Source organism: Streptomyces sp. NBC_00461, assembly GCF_036013935.1.
In the GTDB taxonomy this organism is placed as follows: domain Bacteria; phylum Actinomycetota; class Actinomycetes; order Streptomycetales; family Streptomycetaceae; genus Streptomyces.
This window is the reverse complement of record NZ_CP107902.1, coordinates 4,058,282-4,080,069: the sequence shown is the minus strand read 5'-3', so window position 1 is coordinate 4,080,069 and position 21,788 is coordinate 4,058,282. Positions and strand designations below refer to the sequence as shown.

The window sequence follows — 21,788 nt, the reverse complement described above, 5'->3', positions numbered from 1 at the left end:
CCGACGTTCCACTGTTCGGGGGACGTATCCCGATAGGCTCGGAACCTCGATGCGGAGCCCATGGCCTGCCCGGATGGTGGAATGCAGACACGGCGAGCTTAAACCTCGCTGCCCCTTCGCGGGCGTGCCGGTTCAAGTCCGGCTCCGGGCACCACCACGTCGTTCGCTCGCTGCATCCTGCATTGAAGACTTCACCGCGCGACCCGTTGACAGAGGGCCGGGGCGGACGGAAACTCCCTTCGAAGGTTGGTGAAGTAATTTTCACTGGACGAACAAAGGATGCGGGATGCGCACCACCGTAGGCATCGTCGGAGCCGGCCCCGCCGGACTTCTCCTGGCCCGGTTGCTCCACAACGCCGGAATCGACTCGGTCGTGCTCGAAAGCCGCGACCGCGCCTACGTCGAGCAGCGCCAGCGCGCCGGGATCCTCGAACAGGGCACGGTGGACGTGCTGCGCGCGGCCGGCGCCGGTGAGCGCATGGACCGTGAGGGGCTGCGGCACGACGGCATCGAGCTGCGGTACGAGAGGCGGCGTCATCGCGTGGACTTCCCCGCCCTCACCGGCGGGCGATCCGTGACCGTCTACGCCCAGACCGAGGTGTGCAAGGACCTCATCGCCCTGCAGCTCAAGGAGGGCGGACCGCTGCTGTTCGAGGCCGAGGCACTGGCCGTCGAGGGCGCGGACAGCGACAGCCCGCGGGTGCGGTTCCGCCACGAGGGCCGCGAGGACGTTCTGGAGTGCGACTACGTCGTCGGCTGCGACGGTTTCTGGGGCGTCGCGAGGAAGGCGATCCCCGCCGAGCTCACCCGGGTCTTCGAGCGGACGTACCCCTTCGGCTGGCTCGGCATCCTCGCCGACGTGCCGCCCTCGCACGACGAGCTCGTCTACGCCCGCCACGACCGCGGTTTCGCCCTGCTGTCCATGCGCTCCCCGTCCGTCTCCCGCCTCTACCTCCAGGTGCCCGAGGGCACGGACGCCGAGGCGTGGAGCGACGACGAGATCTGGGCGGAGCTGGAGCGCCGCTTCGAGACGGCGGACGGCTGGCGGCTGGAGCGCGGGACGATCACCCAGAAGTCGGTGACACCCATGCGGTCCTACGTCCACGAGCCCATGCGCCACGGCCGCCTCTTCCTCGCCGGCGACGCGGCACACATCGTGCCGCCGACGGGCGCCAAGGGGCTGAACCTCGCCGTGGGGGACGTCGTCACCTTCGCGCGGGCGCTGACGCACCGGAAGGAGACCGGCTCGGACGACCTCCTGGACGCCTACTCGGCGACCTGTCTGCGCCGCGTCTGGCAGGCCGAGCGGTTCTCGTACGACATGACGACCATGCTCCATCCGGCCCCCGACGCCACCCCCTTCGACGCCCGGCTCCAGCTCGCCCGTCTCGACCGCATCGCGACCTCCCGCGCCGCCGAGACCGACCTCGCCGAGGGTTACACGGGCTTCCCGCTGGAGTGAGGGACCGGGCGAGGTACGGGTGGCATAAGGGGGTGATCTCCGGCCGGTTCCGGCCATGTCGCGGATCGGTCATGAATGGGCCCCTGCGGTGAGGGGAATCACGGACCCGCGTAGCGTGTTGCGCAGCACGACGAGGGAAAGATCCTCCCCAAGCACTAGGGTCAATCCTTTGCCTACCCATTACCCTGATGCCAAGGCCCGCGCAGTGCGGCCACGGAGGAGTGCAATGAGGAGCAGAAACCCGGTCTTCTCGCGACGGGGGTTCAGCCGCGACAACGGCTACGCGGGCTTCAACGCCGCGCCGCAGGCCGGGGGACCCGCCGTCGGCACGCAGGGCAACCCGTACGCCCAGCCGGCCGGCAACCCCTACGCGCAGAACCCCTACGCGCAGAACCCGTACGCCCAGCAGGGCCTGCAGCAGGGTGCCCCGCCGCAGGCCCCGGCCACCACCGGCCGGATGACGATGGACGACGTCGTGCTGCGCACGGCGTCCACGCTCGGCACCCTGATCGTGACGGCCGCGCTCGCCTGGGCGCTGCTGCCGGTCGACGACGCCAACATCAGCCGGTCCTACGGCATCGGCATCGGCGCCGCGCTGGTCGGCATGGTCCTGGCCTTCGTCCAGTCCTTCAAGCGCAAGGCCTCGCCTGCGCTGATCCTGTCGTACGCCGCGTTCGAGGGTGTCTTCCTCGGCGTGGTCTCCAGCATCGTCGACCAGCGCATCGCGAGCGGCGCGGCCATGCAGGCCGTGATCGGCACGATGGCGGTGTTCGCCGGTGTTCTGGTCGCCTACAAGGCGGGCTGGATCCGCGTCAACCGCCGGTTCTACGGCTTCGTGATGGCGGCCGCGATCGGCTTCGTGCTGCTGATGATGGTGAACCTGCTGTTCGCCGTCTTCGGCGGCGGTGACGGCCTCGGCTTCCGCAGCGGCCCGCTCGGCGTCTTCTTCGGCGTCGTCGGCATCCTGCTCGGCGCGTGCTTCCTCGCCCTGGACTTCAAGCAGGTCGAGGACGGCATCGCGTACGGCGCGCCCCGCGAGGAGGCGTGGCTGGCGGCCTTCGGCCTGACGCTGACGCTGGTGTGGATCTACATGGAGTTCCTGCGGATCATCGCTATCCTCAACAGCAACGACTAGTCCGCCGGCAGTCCGCTCAGCGGCTGTCGCGAAGGGCCCCGGGTGTTTTCTCCACCGGGGCCCTTCGCCATGTCGTGGTGCGCGCTAGAGCAGTTTGCGCGCCGCCCTCCTCAGGTCGTACTCGTGAATGATCGCCTTCGCGTGGCCGTACGCGAGGTTGTGCTCGTGGCGGAGCCAGCTGACCTTTTCCTCGAAGCGGAAGAGAGCGGGGCCTTCTTCGACGGTGCGCAGCCAGTCGGACACTTCACGACCGGTGCAGTGGGGGATGCGGGCGAGCATGTTGCGGTGGGTCTCCTCAGAGAGGACGTGGGACATCGGCGCCTCCGAACGCAAAGGGGATGTAAGCCGGTCCTTCAGGTCACCGTGCCTGAGCGTTCGCCTGTTGGCAACAGTCCTGCGGCGCCGCGTAGGCTCCTGCCGTGGTTGATACGACACCCCTGACGCGAGCTGTGGATCACTTTGCCGACCGTTTGAGGGCCGCGCCGCAGAGCCGGCTGCAACGCGGGGGTGCCTCCGAGGCCCTGGCGCTGGCCAGGGAGTTGGCCCGGCGGGCGCAGGCTCTGGAGCAGCCGGGCGTGGAGCCGCGCGAGATGCCGGACGCCGGGATGTTCGCCGCCGCCGACCAGATCACCGTGGCCGCACATGACTTGGCCCTCGTACTGACGGACGAGGGCTCGGTCGAGGAAGCGGTGGGACTCGTGGCTCAGGCGCAGAAGCGGGCCGGGGTGTGATCCCTACAGGGACGCTATGACCCGGTCCGCCAGGATGTAGACGTTCTCCTCGCCGCACTCGAACGTCAGCGTGTAGGCGCCGGAGATACCCGAACCGCCCAGCAGAACCGGGGTTTCGCCGGCGCGGAGAGCGGCGGCGAGACGTTCCGCCGTCTCGCGGTGGCCCGGGGTCATGCACAGGGTGGTGCCGTCGGCGAAGACGTAGACGTCGAGGGTGCCCAGCGGGCCCGGGCGGACGTCGGCCAGTTCCACGCGGGACGCGGCGAGTTCCTCCAGTGTGGCCACCGTGCGCTCATGGTCGTTCACGACCGGTGACTGGACCGGCACGAAGTCCGGGTGGGAGGGGTGGCGGCGGCGGGCGGCGGCCAGTTCGGGGGAGTCCCCGGCGAACTCCTCGGTGTCCCCGGTCGGCTCGCTCACCGGCTCCAGCGGCTCCAGGCCGAGGAAATCGCTCTGTCGCGGCAGGAACAGCTCGCTGTCCGCCAGGCCCAGCAGCGAGGGCGTGTCAGAGGCGTCACGGGCCTCCTGGGCGGCCCAGAAGGCACGCGCCTCGGCGAGTTCACGCTCGCGCTCCTCGGCAAGGGCCTCGGCCACGGCGGCGCGTATCTCGTCGGCCTCCGAGGAGAGACGGGCGGCCGGCACGAGACCGCGCGCGGGGCGGTTCTCGGCGAGCTGGGTGTGCAGTACCGCGACCTCACGGCGCAGCACCATGAGCGTGCGCAGGACGGCGACGCCCACGGCGCCCGTGGCGGCCGTGATGACCAACAAGGCGATCGGCATGGCGCTCACTGACGTACTCCCGGTTCAAAGTCGACCCCCGACTTCCTACATCAGCTTGAAGGGCGGACTAACCAGCTGTCAGTGCGTAACGTCACGAAACGGGCAGGAGTTTGGGCCCGGGGTTTAGCGCCGTAACAGGCTGACCTGCGTAAATCCCCCTGCTAAGGGAGATAGGTCACATCCTGGGGGAGATTGGATCACAAAACGGCCCGGAGGCCCGGGGTTTCCCGGACTCCGGGCCATCGGCTCACGGTGGGTGCCGTGTTGGCTACCGAGAGGTTCAGCTCAGGCGCTCGATGACCATCGCCATGCCCTGGCCGCCGCCGACGCACATCGTCTCCAGGCCGAACTGCTTGTCGTGGAACTGGAGGGAGTTGATGAGCGTGCCGGTGATGCGGGCGCCGGTCATGCCGAAGGGGTGGCCGACGGCGATGGCACCGCCGTTGACGTTCAGCTTGTCGAGGTCGATGCCGAGGTCGCGGTAGGAGGGGATCACCTGGGCGGCGAACGCCTCGTTGATCTCGACCAGATCGATGTCGTCGATGGTCAGGCCGGCCCGGCGCAGCGCCTGCTGCGAGGCCTCGACCGGGCCGAGGCCCATGATCTCGGGGGACAGGCCCGAGACGCCGGTCGACACGATGCGGGCGAGCGGGGTGAGGCCGAGCTCGCGGGCCTTCGTGTCGCTCATGATGACGACCGCGGCCGCACCGTCGTTCAGGGGGCAGCAGTTGGCGGCCGTGACGAGCCCGTCCGGGCGGAAGACCGGCTTGAGGCCCGCCACGCCTTCCAGGGTGACGCCGGCGCGCGGGCCGTCGTCCTTGGAGACGACCGTGCCGTCCGGAAGCGTCACCGGGGTGATCTCGCGCTCCCAGAAGCCGTTCTTGATGGCTTCCTCGGCGAGGTTCTGCGAGCGGACGCCGAACTCGTCCATGTCCTGGCGGGTGACGCCCTTGGTGCGGGCGAGGTTCTCGGCGGTCTGGCCCATCGCGATGTACGGGTCGGGCACCAGGCCGTCCTCGCGCGGGTCGTGCCAGGTGGTGCCCTCCTGCTGGGCGACGGCCTCGGTGCGGGCCTCGGCCTCGGCGAAGAGGGGGTTGTGCGTGTCGGGGAGGCTGTCGGAGTTCCCCTTCGTGTAGCGGGAGACCATCTCGACGCCGGCCGAGATGAAGACGTCGCCCTCGCCGGCCTTGATGGCGTGCAGTGCCATACGGGAGGTCTGCAGCGACGAGGAACAGTAACGGGTGATCGTGCAGCCGGGGAGGTGGTCCATTCCCATCTGCACGGCGACGATGCGGCCGAGGTTGCTGCCCTGCTCGCCGCCGGGGAGGCCGCAGCCGAGCATCAGGTCCTCGATGTCCCTCGGGTCCAGCTCCGGGACCTTCGCCAGGGCCGCCTGGATGATCGTGGCGGTGAGGTCATCGGGGCGCAGGTCCTTGAGGGAGCCCTTGAAGGCGCGGCCGATGGGGGAGCGGGCGGTCGAGACGATCACGGCTTCGGGCATTACGGCTCCAGACAAGAAGGGGCGGCGCGTAGCGCCTCGTTGAGGGGCGGTGGGCGGGTGACGGGCGGGAGTACGGGGTGTCGGGCTGCTCTTGGAAGTTACCCGTACGTATCAGCTCGGTCACCGGTGTCGGGGTGTGACCCTGGCCGCAATTTTCTAAGCGCTTGCTTTTTTCGCCCCCGCCGCCCTTTCCCGTCCCGACCCGGGGGCCCGCCCCCGGACCCCCGCTCCTCAAACGCCGGAGGGGCTGAGTTCAGCAGGTCCGGAGGGCTGAGTTCAGCAGGTCCGGAGGGGGCTGAACTCAGCAGGTGAGGTCACGGTGACGGTTGCTGGGCCGGGGAGCGTTCCGGCTCCGGTACCCGGCGGCGGCGCCTTCGTTTGAGCAGGGCCCATGGGCCGCGTGGGCCCGTCGGCATCGCTGCCGTGACCTCCGTGCCTGCCTCCGAGGCGGCCTCCGCTGCCGCGCGGGCCACCGGGAGGAAGCCCTCGCGGCGGGAGACGTCCGGGCGCTCCTCCTCCGCCGGCCACAGGTTCAGGGCCGCGCAGACGGTGGGGAGGACGGCCATCGCGGCGGTCGCGTAGCCCTCGGCCGAGGGGTGGTAGTTGTCGGGGCCGAACAGTTCGCGGGGGTTCGCCTCGAACTCGGGGCCCAACAGGTCGCCCAGCGACACCGTGCGGCCGCCCTGCTCCACGGCGCCGATCGTCTGGGCCGCCGCCAGCTGGCGGGAGGCCCGGCGGGCCAGCCAGCGCAACGGCTGCTGCACCCGCTCCACCGTGCCCAGGTCGGGACAGGTGGCGACGACGACCTCCGCGCCGGCCGTACGCAGCCTGCGCACCGTCGACGACAGATGGCGCACCGAGCGGGTGGCCGGCATGCGGTGGGTGACGTCGTTCGCGCCGATCATGATCACGCAGACGTCCGGCACATGGGCGGGGTTCGCCAGGACCAGGGCCACCTGGCGGTCCAGATCGTCGGACGTGGCCCCCGGGAGGGCCACGTTGTGCAGCTCCACCTGGCACTCAGCCACCGCCGCGAGGCCCGAGGCCAGCAGCGCGCCCGGGGTCTGGCCCGCCCGGTGGACACCCTGGCCCGCGGCCGTGGAGTCACCGAGCATCGTCAGGCGCAGGGGCGGTTCGTCGGGGATGGCGTACGAGTTTCCGTAGAGACCGTCGGCCACCGGGACCCGACCGCTGGAGCCGTTGCCCACGGTCCGCCTGGCCATCCGGACCTCCGCCAGCAGCAGACCCACGGCGGCCGCGCCGGCCAGGCCGATCCCGCCACCGCCGTACGCCGCTCCGGCCGCGATCCGCCGGGCCACCCGCGCCCTCGACATGCTCGTCATACGTCGCCGCCACCTCCTCGTAGCCGTACATCCACTCCTTGCCCCGTACCGACCTCCCGCCAATCTCAACGGCGCGTGAACGGCTCTGTTGAGCCGTAGGCTGACGGAACAATCACGACCACTTCTTTTGCAAGCATCCGGAGACAACGGTGCAATTCCACGACTCGATGATCAGCCTCGTCGGCAACACCCCGCTGGTGAGGCTCAACAGCGTGACCAAGGGCATTCGGGCGACCGTCCTGGCCAAGGTCGAGTACTTCAACCCGGGCGGTTCCGTGAAGGACCGCATCGCCCTGCGCATGATCGAGGCGGCGGAGGAGAGCGGTGCGCTCAAGCCCGGCGGGACGATCGTGGAGCCGACCAGCGGGAACACCGGGGTCGGGCTGGCCATCGTGGCGCAGCAGAAGGGGTACCACTGCATCTTCGTGTGCCCCGACAAGGTGAGCACCGACAAGATCAACGTGCTGCGGGCGTACGGGGCGGAGGTCGTGGTGTGCCCGACGGCCGTGGATCCCGAGCACCCCGACTCCTACTACAACGTCTCCGACCGGCTGGTGCGTGAGACGCCCGGCGCGTGGAAGCCCGACCAGTACTCCAACCCCAACAACCCCCTCTCCCACTACCACTCCACCGGCCCCGAGCTGTGGGAGCAGACGGAGGGGAAGATCACCCACTTCGTGGCGGGCGTGGGCACCGGCGGCACCATCTCCGGGACCGGGCGGTACCTGAAGGACGCCAGTGACGGCGCGGTGCAGGTCGTCGGCGCCGACCCCGAGGGCTCCGTGTACTCCGGCGGCTCCGGGCGGCCGTATCTGGTCGAGGGCGTCGGTGAGGACTTCTGGCCGACCGCCTATGACCGGACCGTCGCCGACGAGATCGTCGCGGTGTCCGACAAGGACTCCTTCCAGATGACCCGGCGCCTGGCCAAGGAGGAGGGGCTGCTCGTCGGCGGCTCCTGCGGCATGGCGGTCGTGGCGGCCCTGCGGGTCGCCGAGCGCCTCGACGAGAACGGCGTCGTGGTCGTGCTGCTGCCGGACAGCGGACGCGGCTACCTTTCGAAGATCTTCAACGACGAGTGGATGGCCGACTACGGCTTCCTGGAGGACGAGGGCCCCAGCGCCCGCGTCGCCGACGTGCTCAACGACAAGGTGCACGGCGCCATCCCGTCCCTCGTCCACATGCACCCGGACGAGACCGTCGGCGAGGCCATCGAGGTGCTGCGCGAGTACGGCGTCTCGCAGATGCCGATCGTGAAGCCGGGCGCCGGCCACCCGGACGTCATGGCCGCCGAGGTCGTGGGCTCCGTGGTCGAACGGGAGCTGCTCGACGCCCTGTTCACCAAGCGCGCCTCCCTGGAGGACCCGCTGGAGAAGCACATGTCCGCCCCGCTGCCGCAGGTCGGTTCCGGCGAGCCGGTCGGCGACCTGATGGCCGTACTGGGCAAGGCGGACGCGGCGATCGTCCTGGTCGAGGGCAAGCCGACGGGCGTGATCAGCCGACAGGACCTGCTGGCCTTCCTCGCAAAGGGCGAGAAGTAGCGGCGAACCTGCGGTGAACGGCCCGTGTCCACGGCGAACTTTCGGTGATCAAGAAAGTTCGTGACTTCCTGGAAGTGGTACGAGGGCGTCACGTGCACGCAGCACACGCTTAACACGGGTCCGGCACATTAGTGGATGTCGGCAGGGCGGGAGCGGCTCCCCGCCCAGGCCGGCACCGAACGTCCAAGGACCTCCGGAGCGGCTCCCGGACCTCCATGGACGCCCGGACGTAAGACCTGGCCTGACCTGGTCGACGTCCCTCGCGGGGACCGCCGTCGTCCCGCCCCCCGGTAACGGGGGTGCGGCGGTCCCCGCGCATACTTCTTTCTTGAGTGCTACGAGGCCTTGAGTGGCATGAGCGCCTTGAGTGCCATGGGCGGTACGGGTGCCGTGCGCGGCATGAGTGCTACTCCTCCCAGCGGTCGCCGTCCTTCGAGGACTTGCCGCGGGCGCCGAACAGGCCGGGGTTGGCGCGGACGGCCTGGAAGGCGTTGACGCCGACGATGCCCACCCAGGTGACGAGCAGGCCGGGCAGATGGGCGATGCCGCCGCCGATCGCGGACAGCGGGATCGCCAGGACCAGCGTGACGATGCCGAAGCCGAAGCGCTCGCTCCAGGAGTCCGTCGGCTTCGGTGCCCGGGAGCCCCGGGCCACCACCATCTGCTGCTCGGCGAGCTGCCTGCGCACCCGGCGCTCGACCGCTCCGTCGATGCGCTGGTCGACCTTCTCCAGGAACGAATCGACCAGCGCGGACTCGTACTCCTCACCCAGTTCCCTGCGTGCCTGCAGGGTGGCGTTGAGTTCCTTCTTGACCTCGGCGTCCCGCGCGTCCATCCCCGTCTCCATTCCCGTCATGGGAATCCACGGTAAGGAACCGGGGCGCTCGCCGCACTGGGGATAGCCCCCCTGTCCGGAGTCGGGTTCGCCGTGAGCGGGCCGGCGGGCCGACGGGCCGGTGGGCCGATGCGCGGGCCGGTGGGGCCTCTTGATCGGCTCGGCTCAGGTCACTTCGCGAGGCCGTGCTGCTTGGCGTACGCGTTCGCCACGTCCTCCGGGTCCTTCTTGTCCTTGTCCACCTGGCGGTTGAGCTCGGTGAGCTGGGCGGTGGTCAGGACGTTGCCGAGCTTGGCGAGGGCCTTGCGGACCGTGTCGTCGGACTTGCGGTCGGCGATGAGGGGCACGATGTGCTGGCTGGGGATCAGGTTCAGGGGGTCGGTCAGCACCACCCAGTCGTTGGCCTCGATGTCGGTGTCGGTGGTGAAGAGGTTCGCCACGTCCACATCGCCCTTCTTCAGGGCGCCCTTGACCAGCGGGCCGTCGGAGTCGAGCGACTTGAACTCCTTGAACTCGACGCCGTACACCTCCTTCAGGCCGACCGCGCCCACCTGGCGCTTCTTCACCTCGGGGGCCGCGCCTATGACCAGCTTGCCGTTCTGCTTCTTCAGGTCGGCGAGGGAGGTCAGGCCGTACTTCTTCGCCGTCTGGCGGGTGACGACGAAGGCGTCGGAGTCCTCGGCCATGCCGTACGGCAGGATCTGGAGGCCCTTCGGCAGCGCGAGGGCGAGGGCGTTCTGCATGGCGCCCTCCTCCGCGGCCGTGGCCTTCGGGTCGAGGTAGTTCAGGAGGGCGCCCTGGTACTCGGGCAGGAGGTCGATGTCGCCGCTCCTGAGGGCGGGGATCACGATCTCGCGGGTGCCGAGGTTGGGACGGACCTTCACCTTCACGCCGGCCTGCTGGAGAACGGCGGCGTAGAGGTAGCCCAGGACCTGGTTCTCGGTGAAGTTGGCGGTGCCGATGGTGACTCCGCCCTTGCTGGAGCCGCCGCCGCCGGCCGAGCCTCCCTGACCGTCGAGGGAGGTGACGCCGCCGGCGCAGGCGGAGAGGGCGGGGACGGAGGCCGCTGCGAAGAGGCCGCCGAGGAGAGTGCGTCGGTTCATCGAGGGTCCTATGCGGTGCGGTGGCGGAAGAGGAAGCGCTGGAGGGTGCTCAGGAGCAGGTCGAGGAGTACGGCGACCGCGGCGACCAGCACCGCGCCGCCCAGCACCTGGACGAGGTCGCGCTGGGCGAGGCCGTCGAAGACGTAGCGGCCCAGGCCCCCGAAGGAGACGTACGCGGCGATCGTGGCGGTGGCGACGACCTGGATGAGGGCGAGGCGCAGACCGGTCATGATCAGGGGGAGCGCGAGGGGCAGCTCGACCTGGAACAGGACCTGGTGGCCGCGCATGCCCTGGCCGCGCGCCGCGTCCTTCACGTCCGGGTCGACGGCGGTCATGCCTGCGTAGGTGTTGGTGACGATCGCCGGGACCGCGAGGGCGACGAGGGCCACGTACACCGGCAGCATCGACAGGCCGCCGGCCAGGAAGACCAGGACGACCAGGCCGACGGTGGGCAGCGCCCGGCCGAAGGACGAGAGGTTGATCGCGAGGAACGCCCCCTTGCCGGTGTGGCCGATCAGCAGGCCCAGGGGCAGGCCGATCGCGGCCGCGATGAGGGTCGCGAGGAGCGAGTACTGGAGGTGCTCGGCGAGGCGGTGGGCGATGCCGTCGGGGCCGGTCCACTGGGCGCCGCTGGTCAGCCAGCTGCCGAGGTTCTTGAAGAGTTCGTACATCTCAGGCTCGCCGCCTCTTCCACGGGGTGAGGGCGTACTGGAGGGCCACCAGCAGGGCGTCCGCGACGACCGCGAGGAGGATCGTGAGGACCACGCCCACGATCACCGGGGTCGGGAAGTTGCGCTGGAAGCCGTCGGTGAAGAGCTGGCCGAGGCCGCCGTCGCCGATGTAGGTGGCGACCGAGACCAGGGAGATCGACATGACCGTCGCGATCCGGACGCCCGCCATGATCACGGGGAGCGCGAGCGGGAACTCGACGGTGAGGAGCGTGCGCAGGGGGCGCGTGCCCATCGCCTTCGCCGCCTCCTTGGTTTTCGCGGGGACCGAGTCCAGGCCCTCGACCGTGTTCCGCAGCAGCACGACCAGGGTGTAGACGGTCAGGCCGATGACGGTCGTGGTCCGGGTCAGACCGCTGATCGGCAGCAGGAGCACGAAGATCGCGATCGACGGGATCGTGAACAGGATGTTCGAGAAGCCGAGCAGGAAGCCGCGCAGGGGGCGCACCCGGTGGGCGACCACCGCGAGCGGGAGCGAGATCAGGACGCCGAAGAAGACGGCGGTCATCGCGGCCTGGAGGTGGGAGATCGTGAGGCTGGTGAGGTCGTCGGTGTGGTCGCCTATCCACGACCAGTCGATGGTCATGCGGCCACCCGGGCTTCCGTGTGCGCCTGGCCCGCGTGCTGGTGGATGTCGTCGCGGGAGGTGACGCCGGTGAGGACGCCGTCCGTGTCGACGCGGGCGACCAGGCCGGTGGGGGAGGCGACGGACTCGTTGAGGGCCGACAGCAGGGAGTCGGTGTCCCTGAGCGGCCGTACGGGGACCTCGGTGTCCTTGTCCGCCCAGTGCAGCGGCCTGCGCGCCTCGTCGAGGACGAGGGTCCAGGCGCCGCCCTCGGGAGCCGGGCCCTGAGGGAGCGCCGCGAGGGTCGTCAGCGACAGCAGCTTGAGGCCGCGTTCGGCGCCGAGGAAGTCGGCCACGAAGTCGTCGGCGGGCCGGGCGAGAAGCTCGGTGGGGGAGGCGCACTGGACGAGGTGGCCGCCGGTTCGGAAGATCGCGATCTGGTCGCCCAGGCGCACGGCCTCGTCGACGTCGTGCGTGACGAAGACGATGGTCTTGTTCAGCTCCTTCTGCAGGCGCAGCAGCTCGTCCTGGAGCTGGGTGCGCACCACCGGGTCCACCGCGCCGAAGGGCTCGTCCATCAGCAGGACGGGCGGGTCGGCGGCCAGTGCACGGGCCACGCCCACGCGCTGCTGCTGGCCGCCGGAGAGCTGGTGGGGGTAGCGCTTGCCCGCGTCGGCGGCGAGGCCGACGGTCTCCAGGAGTTCGGCCGCCCGCGCGCGGGCCCTGCGGCGGCCGTGGCCCAGCAGCAGCGGCACGGTGGCGATGTTGTCCAGCACCGTGCGGTGCGGGAACAGGCCCGACTGCTGGATGACGTACCCGATGGAGCGGCGCAGTTCGGCGGCGTCCTGGCTGGTGACGTCCTTGCCGCCGACCCGGATGGTCCCGGAGGTCGGCTCTATCATCCGGTTGACCATCCGCAGGGTGGTCGTCTTGCCGCAACCGGAAGATCCGACGAGGACGGTCACGCCCCCTTCCGGCATTTCCAGGGTGAGGTCGTGGACAGCTGTCGTGCCGTTGGGGAAGCGCTTGTGGACCGCATCGAACTGGATCATGAGTTGTCCCTTGCCCGGCTGTATAACGTCATGCAGAGTTCTTTGTATCTGAATAGCTTGTCAACGGTTCCGCGTTAATCCGAGGTAACAGATGCTCGGAGAGCAAGATCGAGTGTCCGGATTGAGGGGAGATTGGGGTCTTATGTCGTCTCAGATCGTGGACACGTCGCGAATGTCGTTGTCCGGGGGCACCGGTCTCATCGTCCTCGACGGGGTCGGTCTCGGCGTCCTGGACGTCGTGCGGCTGGCCGAAGGGACCGCGCGACCCGTCCCCGGGAGCGAGGCGATGCGGCGCGTGGAGGACTCCTGGGACGCCGCCCGCAGGATCGCCGCGACCGGACGCGTCTACGGCCGCTCCACCGGCGTCGGCGCCAACCGGAACGAGGACGTGCCCACCGAGGCGGCCGCCGAGCACGGCCTCAGACTGCTGCGCAGCCATGCCGGCGCCATCGGGGACGAGCTGCCCGCGCGGGAGGTGCGGGCCATGATCGCCGTCCGGGCCAACCAGCTCCTCGCGGGCGGTGCGGGCCTGCGGCCCACCGTCGTCACGGCGCTGTGCGAGGCGCTGGAGAGCGGCGCCCACCCCGCCGTCAACGAGTTCGGCTCGGTCGGCACCGGCGACATCGCCGCCCTCGCCCAGGCGGGACTGGCACTCGCCGGCGAACACCCCTGGCGGGGGCCGGGCGCGCCCAAGCCGCAGCAGCTCGACAACAACGACGCGCTGGCCTTCATCAGCAGCAACGCCCTCACCCTCGGCCAGTCCGCCCTCGCCCTGCACGAACTGCGCGGACTCGTGCAGGCCACCCAGGTCGTCGGCGCCCTCTCCCTGCTGGCCGTCGACGGCTCGCACGAGGCGTACGCGGCCCCCGTGCACGCTGCCCGCCCGCACCGGGGTTCCAGTGAAGTCGCCCGCCGCATGCGGGAGTTGATCGGCGCGGCGGACCGGCCCACCCCGCCCCTCGGCCGGATCCAGGACCCGTACGGCTTCCGCTGCCTGCCCCAGATCCACGGCCCCGCGCTGGACGCGGCGGACGCCCTGGAGGAGGTCGTGGCGATCGAGATCAACGCGGCCGCCGAGAACCCGCTGATCTCCGCCCAGGACATGGCGGCCTACCACCACGGCGGCTTCTACCAGGCCCAGCTCGCCCTCGCCCTGGACCACTTCAGGCTGGCCGTCACCCAGGTGGCCCGCCTGTCGACCTCCCGGCTGTCCTCGCTGAACGAGCCCGGCTTCACCCGTCTGCGCCCCTTCCTCGCCGACGACGTGCCCGCCTCCTCGGGCGTGATGATCCTGGAGTACGCCGCCGGGGCCGCCCTCGGCGACCTGCGGGCCTTCTCCGCTCCCGCGTCGCTCGGCCACGCTGTACTCTCCCGAGGCGTCGAGGAACAGGCCAGCTTCGCCTCGCTCGCCGCACGTCAGACGCTGCGCGCCTGTCGCGCGTTCCGACTCGTCGTCGGCTGCGAACTGGTCGCCGCCGTACGGGCGCTGCACCAGCGCGGCCTGCGGCCCGAACCGGACCTTCCGGTGTGCCGCGCGCTGGAGCTCGCCGAGTCGGTGCTGGCCGGGGACCAGGCCGACCGGCCGCTCACGGACGACGTGACGGCGGCGGCCGCACTGCTGGACCGGTTCACGGACATCTGGAGGGGGAACGAGTCATGAGCACGGAGGGGGACATCAGCGTGGTGGACAGTCCTGCGGGGCGGCTGCAGGCGCTCTTCGAGGGGCACCGGCTGACGCCGACCCAGCGGCGCATCGCACACAGCATGGTGCGCAGTGCCGCCGAGGTCCCGTTCCTGTCCAGCGTCGAGCTGGCCGAACTCGCCGGGGTCAGCCAGCCGTCCGTGACCCGCTTCGCCGTCGCCCTCGGCTTCGACGGCTACCCCGCCCTGCGCAAGCACCTGCGCGAGGTCGCCCCGGCGGAACAGGCGGCGGACGCGGGCTCGTACAACGAGTACCAGCAGGCCGTGGAAGCGGAGATCGAGAACCTCAGGCACCTCGCGGAACTGCTGGCCGACCCGCGGCCGGTGCAGAAGGCCGGACGCATTCTCGCCGCCTCCCGCCCGTTGCCCGTCCTCGGCCTGCGCGCCGCCGCCTCCCAGGCCTACGGCTTCGGCTACTTCGCCGCCAAGGTCCATCCGGACGTACGGCTGCTGAACGAGGGCGGCACGATGATCCACGACCGCATCGAGGCAGCCGTACGGGCCGGTGCGAGCGCCCTGCTCTGCTTCGCGCTGCCCCGGCATCCGCGCGAGGTGGTGGACACCCTGGCCTTCGCCAAGGAAGCCGGACTGACCGTGGTCACCGTCGCCGACTCCGCGTTCGCACCGGTCGCCAAGGTCTCCGATCTCCTCCTGCCCGCCGCCGTCGGCACCGGCCTCGCCTTCGACACCGCCTGCGCGCCGATGCTGCTGGGCCGCGTCCTGCTGGAGGCGATGTGCGACGACCTGCCGGACGCACAGGCCCGCCTGGAGGAGTTCGACGCACGGGCGGCCGCACGCGGCCTGTTCGTGGAGTGAGGACAGGACTGAGGCCGCTTTAAGGCTCGTCTCACGTTGGCTCACTAGCCTGCGCCGCCGAAGGCATGTGCCGTACGGCGAGGAGGCGGAACGTGGCACGTGGAGATCGCAGAGCCCAGGGACTGGTCCGGGTGGCCGTCGTCGTACGGGCCGGGGCCGCGCCCCTGTGGTGGGCCGGGGTGTTCGCGGCGGGCGTCGGGGTGCTGGCGCCGGGGATCACGGGCCGGCGGATCGGGGTCATGGCGGGAGCGGCGTTGTTCGTCGTCGCGGCGGCCGTCGTCGCCTGCGCCCGCCGCGGGCGGTACGCCGGCCTCGCCCGGTCGGCCGCCCGCGCGGGCAGGCACGACGTGCTCCAGGACCGCGCGATCACCGTGCGCAACTGGCGCCGCGGGCACCGCTGGTGGCTGCTGCTGGCGTTCGTGGCCGCGCTGGCCGGCTCGTTCGCGGTGCCGGCCGCCGGGGGAATGCTGCTCGCCGGATGCGGCACCGGGCTGCGACTCAAGGCCGCCTGGCTCGGACAGCGCGAGCGGGCCCAGGGTGCGCTGCTGTGGGTGCGGGTCGACTGGCTCGCCGCCGGCGGCGGCCGCCCGGTCGGCAAGGCGGTCAGGGCGTACCGCAGCACGGGTATCGCCGCGGGCGACGCGGCCCCGGGCGGGGCGCGACGCCGCACCGCGGCGCTCGTGTGAGCTCAGATCTCCAGATCGGCCTCGATCGTTTTCGGCTGGTGGCGGGCCATCGTCAGGTTGGAGCGATGGCTCGCCGCCGGCGGCGGCCGCCCGGTCGGCAAGGCGGTCAGGGCGTACCGCAGCACGGGTATCGCCGCGGGCGACGCGGCCCCGGGCGGGGCGCGACGCCGCACCGCGGCGCTCGTGTGAGCTCAGATCTCCAGATCGGCCTCGATCGCTTTCAGCTGGTGGCGGGCCATCGCCAGGTTGGAGCGCTTGGCGTCGAGCACCAGGTACAGGAACAGGCCGTTGCCGCCGCGGCCGCTGATCAGGCGGATCAGGTGGTACTGGTCGCTCAGCGTGATCAGGATGTCCTCGATCTGGCCCTTGAGCCCGAGGTGTTCCATGGTGCGCATCTTGGCGCGGACGACATCGGTGTTGCCGGCGGCGGCGACATTGAGGTCGAAGCTCTTGCTGCCGCCCATCGTGCCCAGCGCCATGCCGCTGGTGTAGTCGACGAGTGCGACGCCGGTGGCGCCCTCGATGGAGGCGAGCGCCTCTTTCAGTGTGGTCTCGGTATTGGCCATGACGGTGCTCCTCGGTCCTCTCAACTTTCCGTGGTGGTGCGCGCGTTGGCGGTGGTGGTGCGGGGTGCGCGCGGTGTTCTGGTCCGTGCGGCGGCCGTCTTGGCGGCCGGTCCGGCCTCCGGCTCGGTCGCCTGCGGCTCGGCCGCGTTCGGGTCCTTGGCGTCCTTGGGCGCCTTGGCCTCCTTCGCCTCTCTGGCCGGCCGGGCGTGGTGTGCGGGTGTCCTGCGGGCGTCGCCGAACTCGCCGATGCGGGCGGCCGCCCTGCGGCCCTCCAGGAGGAGACGGCCGAGGCTGACGCGGTCCTGGGCGAGCAGGGTCAGTACGGCCGCGTCGCCCGCCGCGTACGTCGCCACGTAGCCGTACACGCCCCGCACGAGCAGTTCGCGCAGCTCGCCCTGGCCCGTGGCGTCCGCCAGCTTCACGGCCGCCCCGTGCGCGCTCTCGATGAGCGCGGCCATCCCGTCCGGGTCGACACCGGGGGTGTCCTGTGCCAGGACGCGCCCGTCGACTCCGGTCGCGAGGGCGCCCGTGAGCTGGGGGACGCGGGCTCTCAGACGGCGAAGCTCGTCGAGGACCTGGGGGTCGGCGGCCATCCGGTGTCTCCTCTCAAAGGGCCTCCAGCGCATCTCTGAGCCTTTTCAGCAAGGTGATGTGGGGATCGGGCGGCAGGTGGTCGAAACCGGTCGGCGGGGGTGGCTCGCCGCGGGCCGAGACGACGCCGGCCGCCGTCAGCCGGCGCACGTCCACCAGCGTGTGGAACGCCAGGCGGCCCAGTTCGCGGGCGATGTCCGCCGCCGTACGGCTGCCGTTCACCGCGGCCAGCACCGTCCGCTGGCGGCGGGTGAGGGCGGGGGCCGCGACGGGGTCCGCGCGGATCAGGGGGACTTCGTCCGTGCCCGGGTCCGGCCAGATGCGGTGCAGGAGGTCGCGGCGGCGCACTGTCTCGTGCTCCAGGGCGGCCACCGGGACGGGGTGGATGGGGCCGAGCCGGTGGGCGGTGCCGTAGCGGAAGCGGCCCGGGGTGCTGCTGGGAGCGAGGGCGAAGTACGCGGCGTCGTACAGGGCCGTCAGGTGGCACAGCTCCAGCGCGCCGGGCGGCAGCCGGCCGTCGTCGATCAGGCGGCGGCCCACCCCGCGGCCGTCGTCCGCCTCCCCGAGCGCCCGCTGCCAGGCCTCGGGAGTCAGCGCGCCGTGGGCCGTGAGGAGGACGTCCAGGCCGGGTGCGTACGGGCTCTCGGCGTGCACGACCAGGCCCTCGGCGAGATGGAGCGTGCCGCGTTCGCGGACCAGGACGCCGGTGGCACGCTCGGCGGCGAGCCGGGTCAGCATCGGTGAGACGCCGCTCCACGCCCGCTCGCGGGCCGCCTCCTTGTCCCGTACGGGCAGGCGAGGGTGCTCGGCGGTCCGGACGGCGGTCATGCCAGCACCAGCCGTTCGGCCATCTCGCCCAGGCGGATGCGGGCCAGCGCGAGGTTGCCCTCGGCGCGGGCCAGCCACAGATGCAGGAACAGGCTGCCGTCGAAGGACGCCCCCACGAACCGCAGCACGTGATAGCTGTCCCGGTTGCTGACGATCAGGTCCTCGACCGGCGGATCCGCGTCGGCGGCCGCGCCGCCTTCGACGGCGTCGTCGGGCGCGAACGCGTGCTGCTCGGCGGCCAGCCGGGCGATCTCGGCGGCCTCCACCGCGGCCGTCTCCTGGTCGCCGCCGGGGGACTCCCCGACGGTGCCCAGGGCCAGTCCGCTGGTCCAGTCGATCAGTGCGGCGCCCCTGGCACCGGGCAGTCGCATGGCTTCCAGCAGACACTCGTCGATTCCAGGCACCGGCTCCCCTCCCGCCTGCGGTTCGGCTGAGTGACGCCGAAACTACGCAACGTGTGCGCGACGGGTGAGGGATCTGGCATTTTCCGGTGGAACATGCGCCAGGGGACTAAGGTGGGTCAACTTGCCTTGATTTCGAAGTAGTTGACCACCACATCAGGCCGAGGTGCGTCAACGGTGGTCAGGGGCGCGGAGGGTGGTGAGCGAGCCCGCGTGCTCCCCTCCCGACTCGGCCACGATCTCGTCGAGGCTCTGCGGCTCCCGTACGGTCGCGAAGGCCACGCCCCCGGCACCGTCCGGCGCGAAGCCGTGGATCCCGGGCCGGGCAAGGGAGTTGTACGCGTAGTGGTGCGCGAAGTAGTACGCCCCCGTGTCCAGCGCCGCCGCGTAGTCCCCCTGCTCCAGCAGCGGCAGCGCCCGCCCCTCGGCCAGCAGGTCGCCCGCGAAGCAGGCCGGCCCGGCGACGTCCTGCACCACCCGGGGCCCCTCCTTGGGCCGCCCCTTGCCGTCGTACGCGGCGATCCTGAGCGGCCAGGACCCCGGCGCGTACACCGTCCGCGTCGCCACCTGCACGCCCGCGTGCGTGACCGCGACCGGCCGCCCGCCCGCGCTCTTGGCGTACTCCACCCGGGCCACCACGGTCCCGTGCTTGGCCAGCAGCGACCGCCCGAACTCGGTGACCAGTCCGTACCGGCCGCCGAACAGCCCCGGCACCGCCTCGCTCAGCAGCCGCGCGTACTGCGCGTACGTCGGGGTCGTCTCGTCCGAGCCGAAGTTCACCGGCAGCCCGCCGCCGATGTCGAGCGTGTCGATCTGCGGCCGTCCGATCCGCCGGTTGATCTCCTCGGCGAGCGCGTACGTCTCGGCCACGCCCTGCGCCATCAGGGAGAGCGGCATGCCCTGGGACCCGGTGTGCGCGTGCAGCCGTGTGAGCCACGGGCGGTCCGCGTACGCCCGTACGACCCACTCCCGCGCCCCCTCGTCCCGCAGCGCCACCCCGAACTTCGAGGTCGGGGTGGCGGTCGAGGTCGCCGCGATGGAACCCCCGCCGACCTGCGGATTCACCCGGATCCCGAGCGGGGAGCGGCTTGTGGCCGACCGCATCAGGCCGTCGATGCGCTCCAGCTCCTGCGGGTTGTCCGCGTTGACGGCGATGCCCAGTGCCAGCGCCTCGCGCAACTCGGCCGGTGTCTTCGCGGGCGAGTCCAGCACGGTGCGGTTCGGCGGCACCCCCGCCGCCCGCGTCAGCGCCAGCTCGCCCGGGCTCGCCACCTCGGCGCCGATGCCCTCCTCGTACAGCAGCCGCAACACCGGCACCAGCGGGCTCGCCTTCACCGCGAAGGCGTGCAGCACCGGTGTACCGGGCGCCGTGACCGCGTCGAACGCCGTGCGCAGTTCCGTGGCCGACTCCCGGATGCCGACGACGTCCAGCAGCCCCACGAGGGGCGTGCCGGGCCCCAGCAGCCCCTGTTCCACGGCGGCCCGCACCGCCTCGTCGCGCCGGACCACCCTGTCGACACCGCTCACCCGACCGTCCTTGCCGCTGTTCATCGCGTCCCCCGTGATCTCGCCGCCGGCCCCGATGCGTCCGGCCGGAACATCCAGTACATCCACCCAAACACCCGCGGCCCGCCACCGCTGGCTCACGCATGTATTGACTAGCTCTATTCAGGGAGCCAAGATGTGAATAACGATGGCAACAATCCGCTAGGAGGCAGACCATGTCAGGACCCCGCCCCGTACGAGCGTCGCGCGGTACGGAACTGAGCGCCCTGGGATGGCAGCAGGAAGCCGCCCTCCGGATGCTGCAGAACAACCTCGACCCGGAGGTCGCCGAGCACCCCGACAAGCTCGTCGTCTACGGCGGCACGGGCAAGGCGGCCCGCGACTGGCGCTCCTTCGACGCGATGGTGCGGACGCTGAAGGGGCTGAAGCAGGACGAGACCATGCTCGTCCAGTCCGGCCGCCCGGTCGGCGTGATGCAGACCCACGAGTGGGCTCCGCGCGTCCTGATCGCCAACTCCAACCTCGTCGGCGACTGGGCCAACTGGGAGGAGTTCCGTCGCCTGGAGGCCCTCGGCCTGACCATGTACGGGCAGATGACCGCCGGCTCCTGGATCTACATCGGCACCCAGGGCATCCTCCAGGGCACCTACGAGACCTTCGCCGCCGTCGCCGCCAAGAAGTTCAGGGGCACCCTCGCCGGCACGATCACCCTCACCGCCGGCCTCGGCGGCATGGGCGGCGCCCAGCCCCTCGCCGTCACCATGAACGACGGCGTCGCGATCTGTATCGACGTCGACCCGCGCGCCATCGAGCGCCGCATCGAGCACCGCTACCTGGACGTGAAGGCCGACAGCCTGGAGCACGCCCTCCAGCTCGCCGTCGAGGCCCGTGACGCCCGCCGCCCGCTCTCCATCGGCCTGCTGGGCAACGCCGCCGAGCTGCTGCCGCGCATGCTCGCCGAGAGCGCCCCCATCGACATCGTCACCGACCAGACCTCGGCCCACGACCCGCTGTCCTACCTGCCCGTGGGCGTCGACTTCGACGACATGGCGGACGCAGCGGCCAAGGACCCGGCCGGCTTCACCACCCGTGCCCGTGAGTCCATGGCCAGGCACGTCGAGGCGATGGTCGGCTTCATGGACGCCGGCGCGGAGGTCTTCGACTACGGCAACTCGATCCGCGGCGAGGCCCAACTCGCCGGGTACGAGCGGGCGTTCGCCTTCCCCGGCTTCGTCCCCGCCTACATCCGGCCGCTGTTCTGCGAGGGCAAGGGCCCCTTCCGCTGGGCGGCCCTGTCCGGCGAGGCCTCCGACATCGCCAAGACCGACAAGGCCCTCCTCGACCTCTTCCCGGAGAACGAGTCCCTGCACCGCTGGATCAAGATGGCGGGGGAGCGCGTCCACTTCCAGGGCCTGCCCGCCCGTATCTGCTGGCTCGGCTACGGCGAGCGGGACAAGGCCGGCGAGCGCTTCAACGACATGGTCGCGAGCGGTGAACTGGCGGCTCCGCTGGCCATCGGGCGGGACCACCTCGACTGCGGTTCCGTGGCGTCCCCCTACCGCGAGACCGAGGCCATGCTCGACGGCTCCGACGCGATCGCCGACTGGCCGCTGCTGAACGCCATGGTCAACGTGGCGTCCGGTGCGTCCTGGGTCTCCATCCACCATGGCGGCGGCGTCGGCATGGGGCGGTCCATCCACGCCGGGCAGGTCTCCGTCGCCGACGGAACCAAGCTCGCCGGCGAGAAGATCCACCGCGTGCTCACGAACGACCCCGGCATGGGTGTCATCCGGCACGTCGACGCCGGGTACGACATCGCGGAGTCGGTCGCCGACGAGCGGGGCGTGCGGATTCCCATGCGCGAGGGTGACGACGCGTGACCCTTCCGGGAGATGAGCGGGGCGGCAACCGTCCGGTGGG

Annotated in this window: 23 protein-coding genes and 1 tRNA gene; 10 read left to right on the top strand and 14 right to left on the bottom strand. The window is 71.1% G+C overall.

The window, feature by feature from the left end; translation table 11 throughout:
• Window positions 1-67 precede the first annotated feature (67 nt).
• From OG870_RS19085 to OG870_RS19075, 3 genes are all read left to right on the top strand, one after another.
• Window positions 68-154: transfer RNA gene (locus OG870_RS19085), tRNA-Leu, on the top strand.
• Window positions 155-286: 132 nt separating this feature from the next.
• Window positions 287-1,462 (top strand): 4-hydroxybenzoate 3-monooxygenase, encoded by a 1,176-nt coding sequence (locus tag OG870_RS19080; RefSeq protein ID WP_266515710.1) that lies wholly within the window; start codon window positions 287-289, stop codon window positions 1,460-1,462.
• A gap of 226 nt (window positions 1,463-1,688) precedes the next feature.
• A complete protein-coding gene (locus OG870_RS19075) occupies window positions 1,689-2,597 on the top strand; it encodes a Bax inhibitor-1/YccA family protein (RefSeq protein WP_266515707.1) in 909 nt (302 codons plus the stop codon).
• Between the two features lie 84 nt (window positions 2,598-2,681).
• Here OG870_RS19075 and OG870_RS19070 read toward each other — a convergent pair whose 3' ends face one another.
• A complete protein-coding gene (locus OG870_RS19070) occupies window positions 2,682-2,912 on the bottom strand; it encodes a DUF4287 domain-containing protein (protein ID WP_266515704.1) in 231 nt (76 codons plus the stop codon).
• Window positions 2,913-3,016: 104 nt separating this feature from the next.
• Between OG870_RS19070 and OG870_RS19065 the strand changes: the two genes are divergently transcribed.
• On the top strand, window positions 3,017-3,328 hold the full coding sequence (locus tag OG870_RS19065; protein WP_266515701.1) for a hypothetical protein: 312 nt from the start codon (window positions 3,017-3,019) through the stop codon (window positions 3,326-3,328).
• A 3-nt stretch (window positions 3,329-3,331) separates the two neighbouring features.
• Here the strand turns inward: OG870_RS19065 and OG870_RS19060 are convergent, their stop codons facing one another.
• The 3 genes from OG870_RS19060 to OG870_RS19050 form a co-directional block, all read right to left on the bottom strand.
• A complete protein-coding gene (locus OG870_RS19060) occupies window positions 3,332-4,108 on the bottom strand; it encodes a hypothetical protein (protein ID WP_266588376.1) in 777 nt (258 codons plus the stop codon).
• A gap of 280 nt (window positions 4,109-4,388) precedes the next feature.
• The gene (locus tag OG870_RS19055; protein WP_266515698.1) at window positions 4,389-5,609 is read right to left on the bottom strand and encodes an acetyl-CoA C-acetyltransferase; all 1,221 of its coding nucleotides are present in this window, start codon (window positions 5,607-5,609) and stop codon (window positions 4,389-4,391) included.
• Window positions 5,610-5,923: 314 nt separating this feature from the next.
• Window positions 5,924-6,952 carry an SGNH/GDSL hydrolase family protein gene (locus OG870_RS19050; RefSeq protein WP_266515696.1) on the bottom strand — a complete coding sequence of 343 codons (1,029 nt, stop codon included), beginning with the start codon at window positions 6,950-6,952 and terminating at the stop codon, window positions 5,924-5,926.
• A 149-nt stretch (window positions 6,953-7,101) separates the two neighbouring features.
• Here OG870_RS19050 and OG870_RS19045 point away from each other — a divergent pair, with 149 nt between their 5' ends.
• Window positions 7,102-8,490 carry a cystathionine beta-synthase gene (locus tag OG870_RS19045; protein ID WP_266515694.1) on the top strand — a complete coding sequence of 463 codons (1,389 nt, stop codon included), beginning with the start codon at window positions 7,102-7,104 and terminating at the stop codon, window positions 8,488-8,490.
• A gap of 406 nt (window positions 8,491-8,896) precedes the next feature.
• On the opposite strand, the gene OG870_RS19040 is transcribed toward OG870_RS19045, so the two are convergent.
• The 5 genes from OG870_RS19040 to OG870_RS19020 all read right to left on the bottom strand — a co-directional run bounded on the left by OG870_RS19040 (window position 8,897) and on the right by OG870_RS19020 (window position 12,773).
• A complete protein-coding gene (locus tag OG870_RS19040) occupies window positions 8,897-9,325 on the bottom strand; it encodes a hypothetical protein (protein ID WP_266520346.1) in 429 nt (142 codons plus the stop codon).
• Between the two features lie 170 nt (window positions 9,326-9,495).
• On the bottom strand, window positions 9,496-10,428 hold the full coding sequence (locus tag OG870_RS19035; RefSeq protein ID WP_266515691.1) for an ABC transporter substrate-binding protein: 933 nt from the start codon (window positions 10,426-10,428) through the stop codon (window positions 9,496-9,498).
• 8 nt (window positions 10,429-10,436) lie between these two features.
• Entirely contained in the window at window positions 10,437-11,099 is a 663-nt protein-coding gene (locus tag OG870_RS19030; protein WP_266515688.1) for an ABC transporter permease, read from the bottom strand.
• Window position 11,100: 1 nt separating this feature from the next.
• Window positions 11,101-11,742: an ABC transporter permease gene (locus OG870_RS19025; RefSeq protein WP_266515685.1), complete on the bottom strand. Its 642-nt coding sequence runs from the start codon at window positions 11,740-11,742 to the stop codon at window positions 11,101-11,103.
• Window positions 11,739-12,773 (bottom strand): ABC transporter ATP-binding protein, encoded by a 1,035-nt coding sequence (locus OG870_RS19020; RefSeq protein ID WP_266924601.1) that lies wholly within the window; start codon window positions 12,771-12,773, stop codon window positions 11,739-11,741. Before OG870_RS19020 ends, OG870_RS19025 begins: the two co-directional genes overlap by 4 nt.
• Window positions 12,774-12,915: 142 nt before the next feature.
• Here OG870_RS19020 and OG870_RS19015 point away from each other — a divergent pair, with 142 nt between their 5' ends.
• From OG870_RS19015 to OG870_RS19000, 4 genes are all read left to right on the top strand, one after another.
• Entirely contained in the window at window positions 12,916-14,433 is a 1,518-nt protein-coding gene (locus tag OG870_RS19015; protein ID WP_266515679.1) for an aromatic amino acid ammonia-lyase, read from the top strand.
• Window positions 14,430-15,290 (top strand): MurR/RpiR family transcriptional regulator, encoded by an 861-nt coding sequence (locus tag OG870_RS19010; protein WP_266515676.1) that lies wholly within the window; start codon window positions 14,430-14,432, stop codon window positions 15,288-15,290. The genes OG870_RS19015 and OG870_RS19010 overlap by 4 nt, the downstream gene beginning before the upstream one ends.
• Before the next feature lie 92 nt (window positions 15,291-15,382).
• Complete coding sequence (locus OG870_RS19005) at window positions 15,383-15,976, top strand: hypothetical protein (RefSeq protein WP_266515673.1); 594 nt, start codon at window positions 15,383-15,385, stop codon at window positions 15,974-15,976.
• Window positions 15,977-16,033: 57 nt separating this feature from the next.
• The gene (locus tag OG870_RS19000) at window positions 16,034-16,165 is read left to right on the top strand and encodes a hypothetical protein (RefSeq protein ID WP_266584011.1); all 132 of its coding nucleotides are present in this window, start codon (window positions 16,034-16,036) and stop codon (window positions 16,163-16,165) included.
• 2 nt (window positions 16,166-16,167) lie between these two features.
• Here the strand turns inward: OG870_RS19000 and OG870_RS18995 are convergent, their stop codons facing one another.
• The 5 genes from OG870_RS18995 to OG870_RS18975 all read right to left on the bottom strand — a co-directional run bounded on the left by OG870_RS18995 (window position 16,168) and on the right by OG870_RS18975 (window position 19,913).
• The gene (locus OG870_RS18995; RefSeq protein ID WP_266515670.1) at window positions 16,168-16,542 is read right to left on the bottom strand and encodes a hypothetical protein; all 375 of its coding nucleotides are present in this window, start codon (window positions 16,540-16,542) and stop codon (window positions 16,168-16,170) included.
• Window positions 16,543-16,562: 20 nt separating this feature from the next.
• Complete coding sequence (locus tag OG870_RS18990) at window positions 16,563-17,135, bottom strand: roadblock/LC7 domain-containing protein (RefSeq protein ID WP_266515667.1); 573 nt, start codon at window positions 17,133-17,135, stop codon at window positions 16,563-16,565.
• A gap of 13 nt (window positions 17,136-17,148) precedes the next feature.
• Complete coding sequence (locus OG870_RS18985) at window positions 17,149-17,961, bottom strand: transcriptional regulator (RefSeq protein WP_266515665.1); 813 nt, start codon at window positions 17,959-17,961, stop codon at window positions 17,149-17,151.
• Window positions 17,958-18,365 carry a hypothetical protein gene (locus tag OG870_RS18980; protein WP_266515662.1) on the bottom strand — a complete coding sequence of 136 codons (408 nt, stop codon included), beginning with the start codon at window positions 18,363-18,365 and terminating at the stop codon, window positions 17,958-17,960. The genes OG870_RS18985 and OG870_RS18980 overlap by 4 nt, the downstream gene beginning before the upstream one ends.
• 168 nt (window positions 18,366-18,533) lie before the next feature.
• The gene (locus OG870_RS18975; RefSeq protein ID WP_266588378.1) at window positions 18,534-19,913 is read right to left on the bottom strand and encodes a diaminopimelate decarboxylase; all 1,380 of its coding nucleotides are present in this window, start codon (window positions 19,911-19,913) and stop codon (window positions 18,534-18,536) included.
• Window positions 19,914-20,083: 170 nt separating this feature from the next.
• Between OG870_RS18975 and hutU the strand changes: the two genes are divergently transcribed.
• The gene (hutU, locus tag OG870_RS18970; protein ID WP_266924594.1) at window positions 20,084-21,748 is read left to right on the top strand and encodes a urocanate hydratase; all 1,665 of its coding nucleotides are present in this window, start codon (window positions 20,084-20,086) and stop codon (window positions 21,746-21,748) included.
• The last annotated feature ends 40 nt before the right edge of the window (window positions 21,749-21,788 follow it).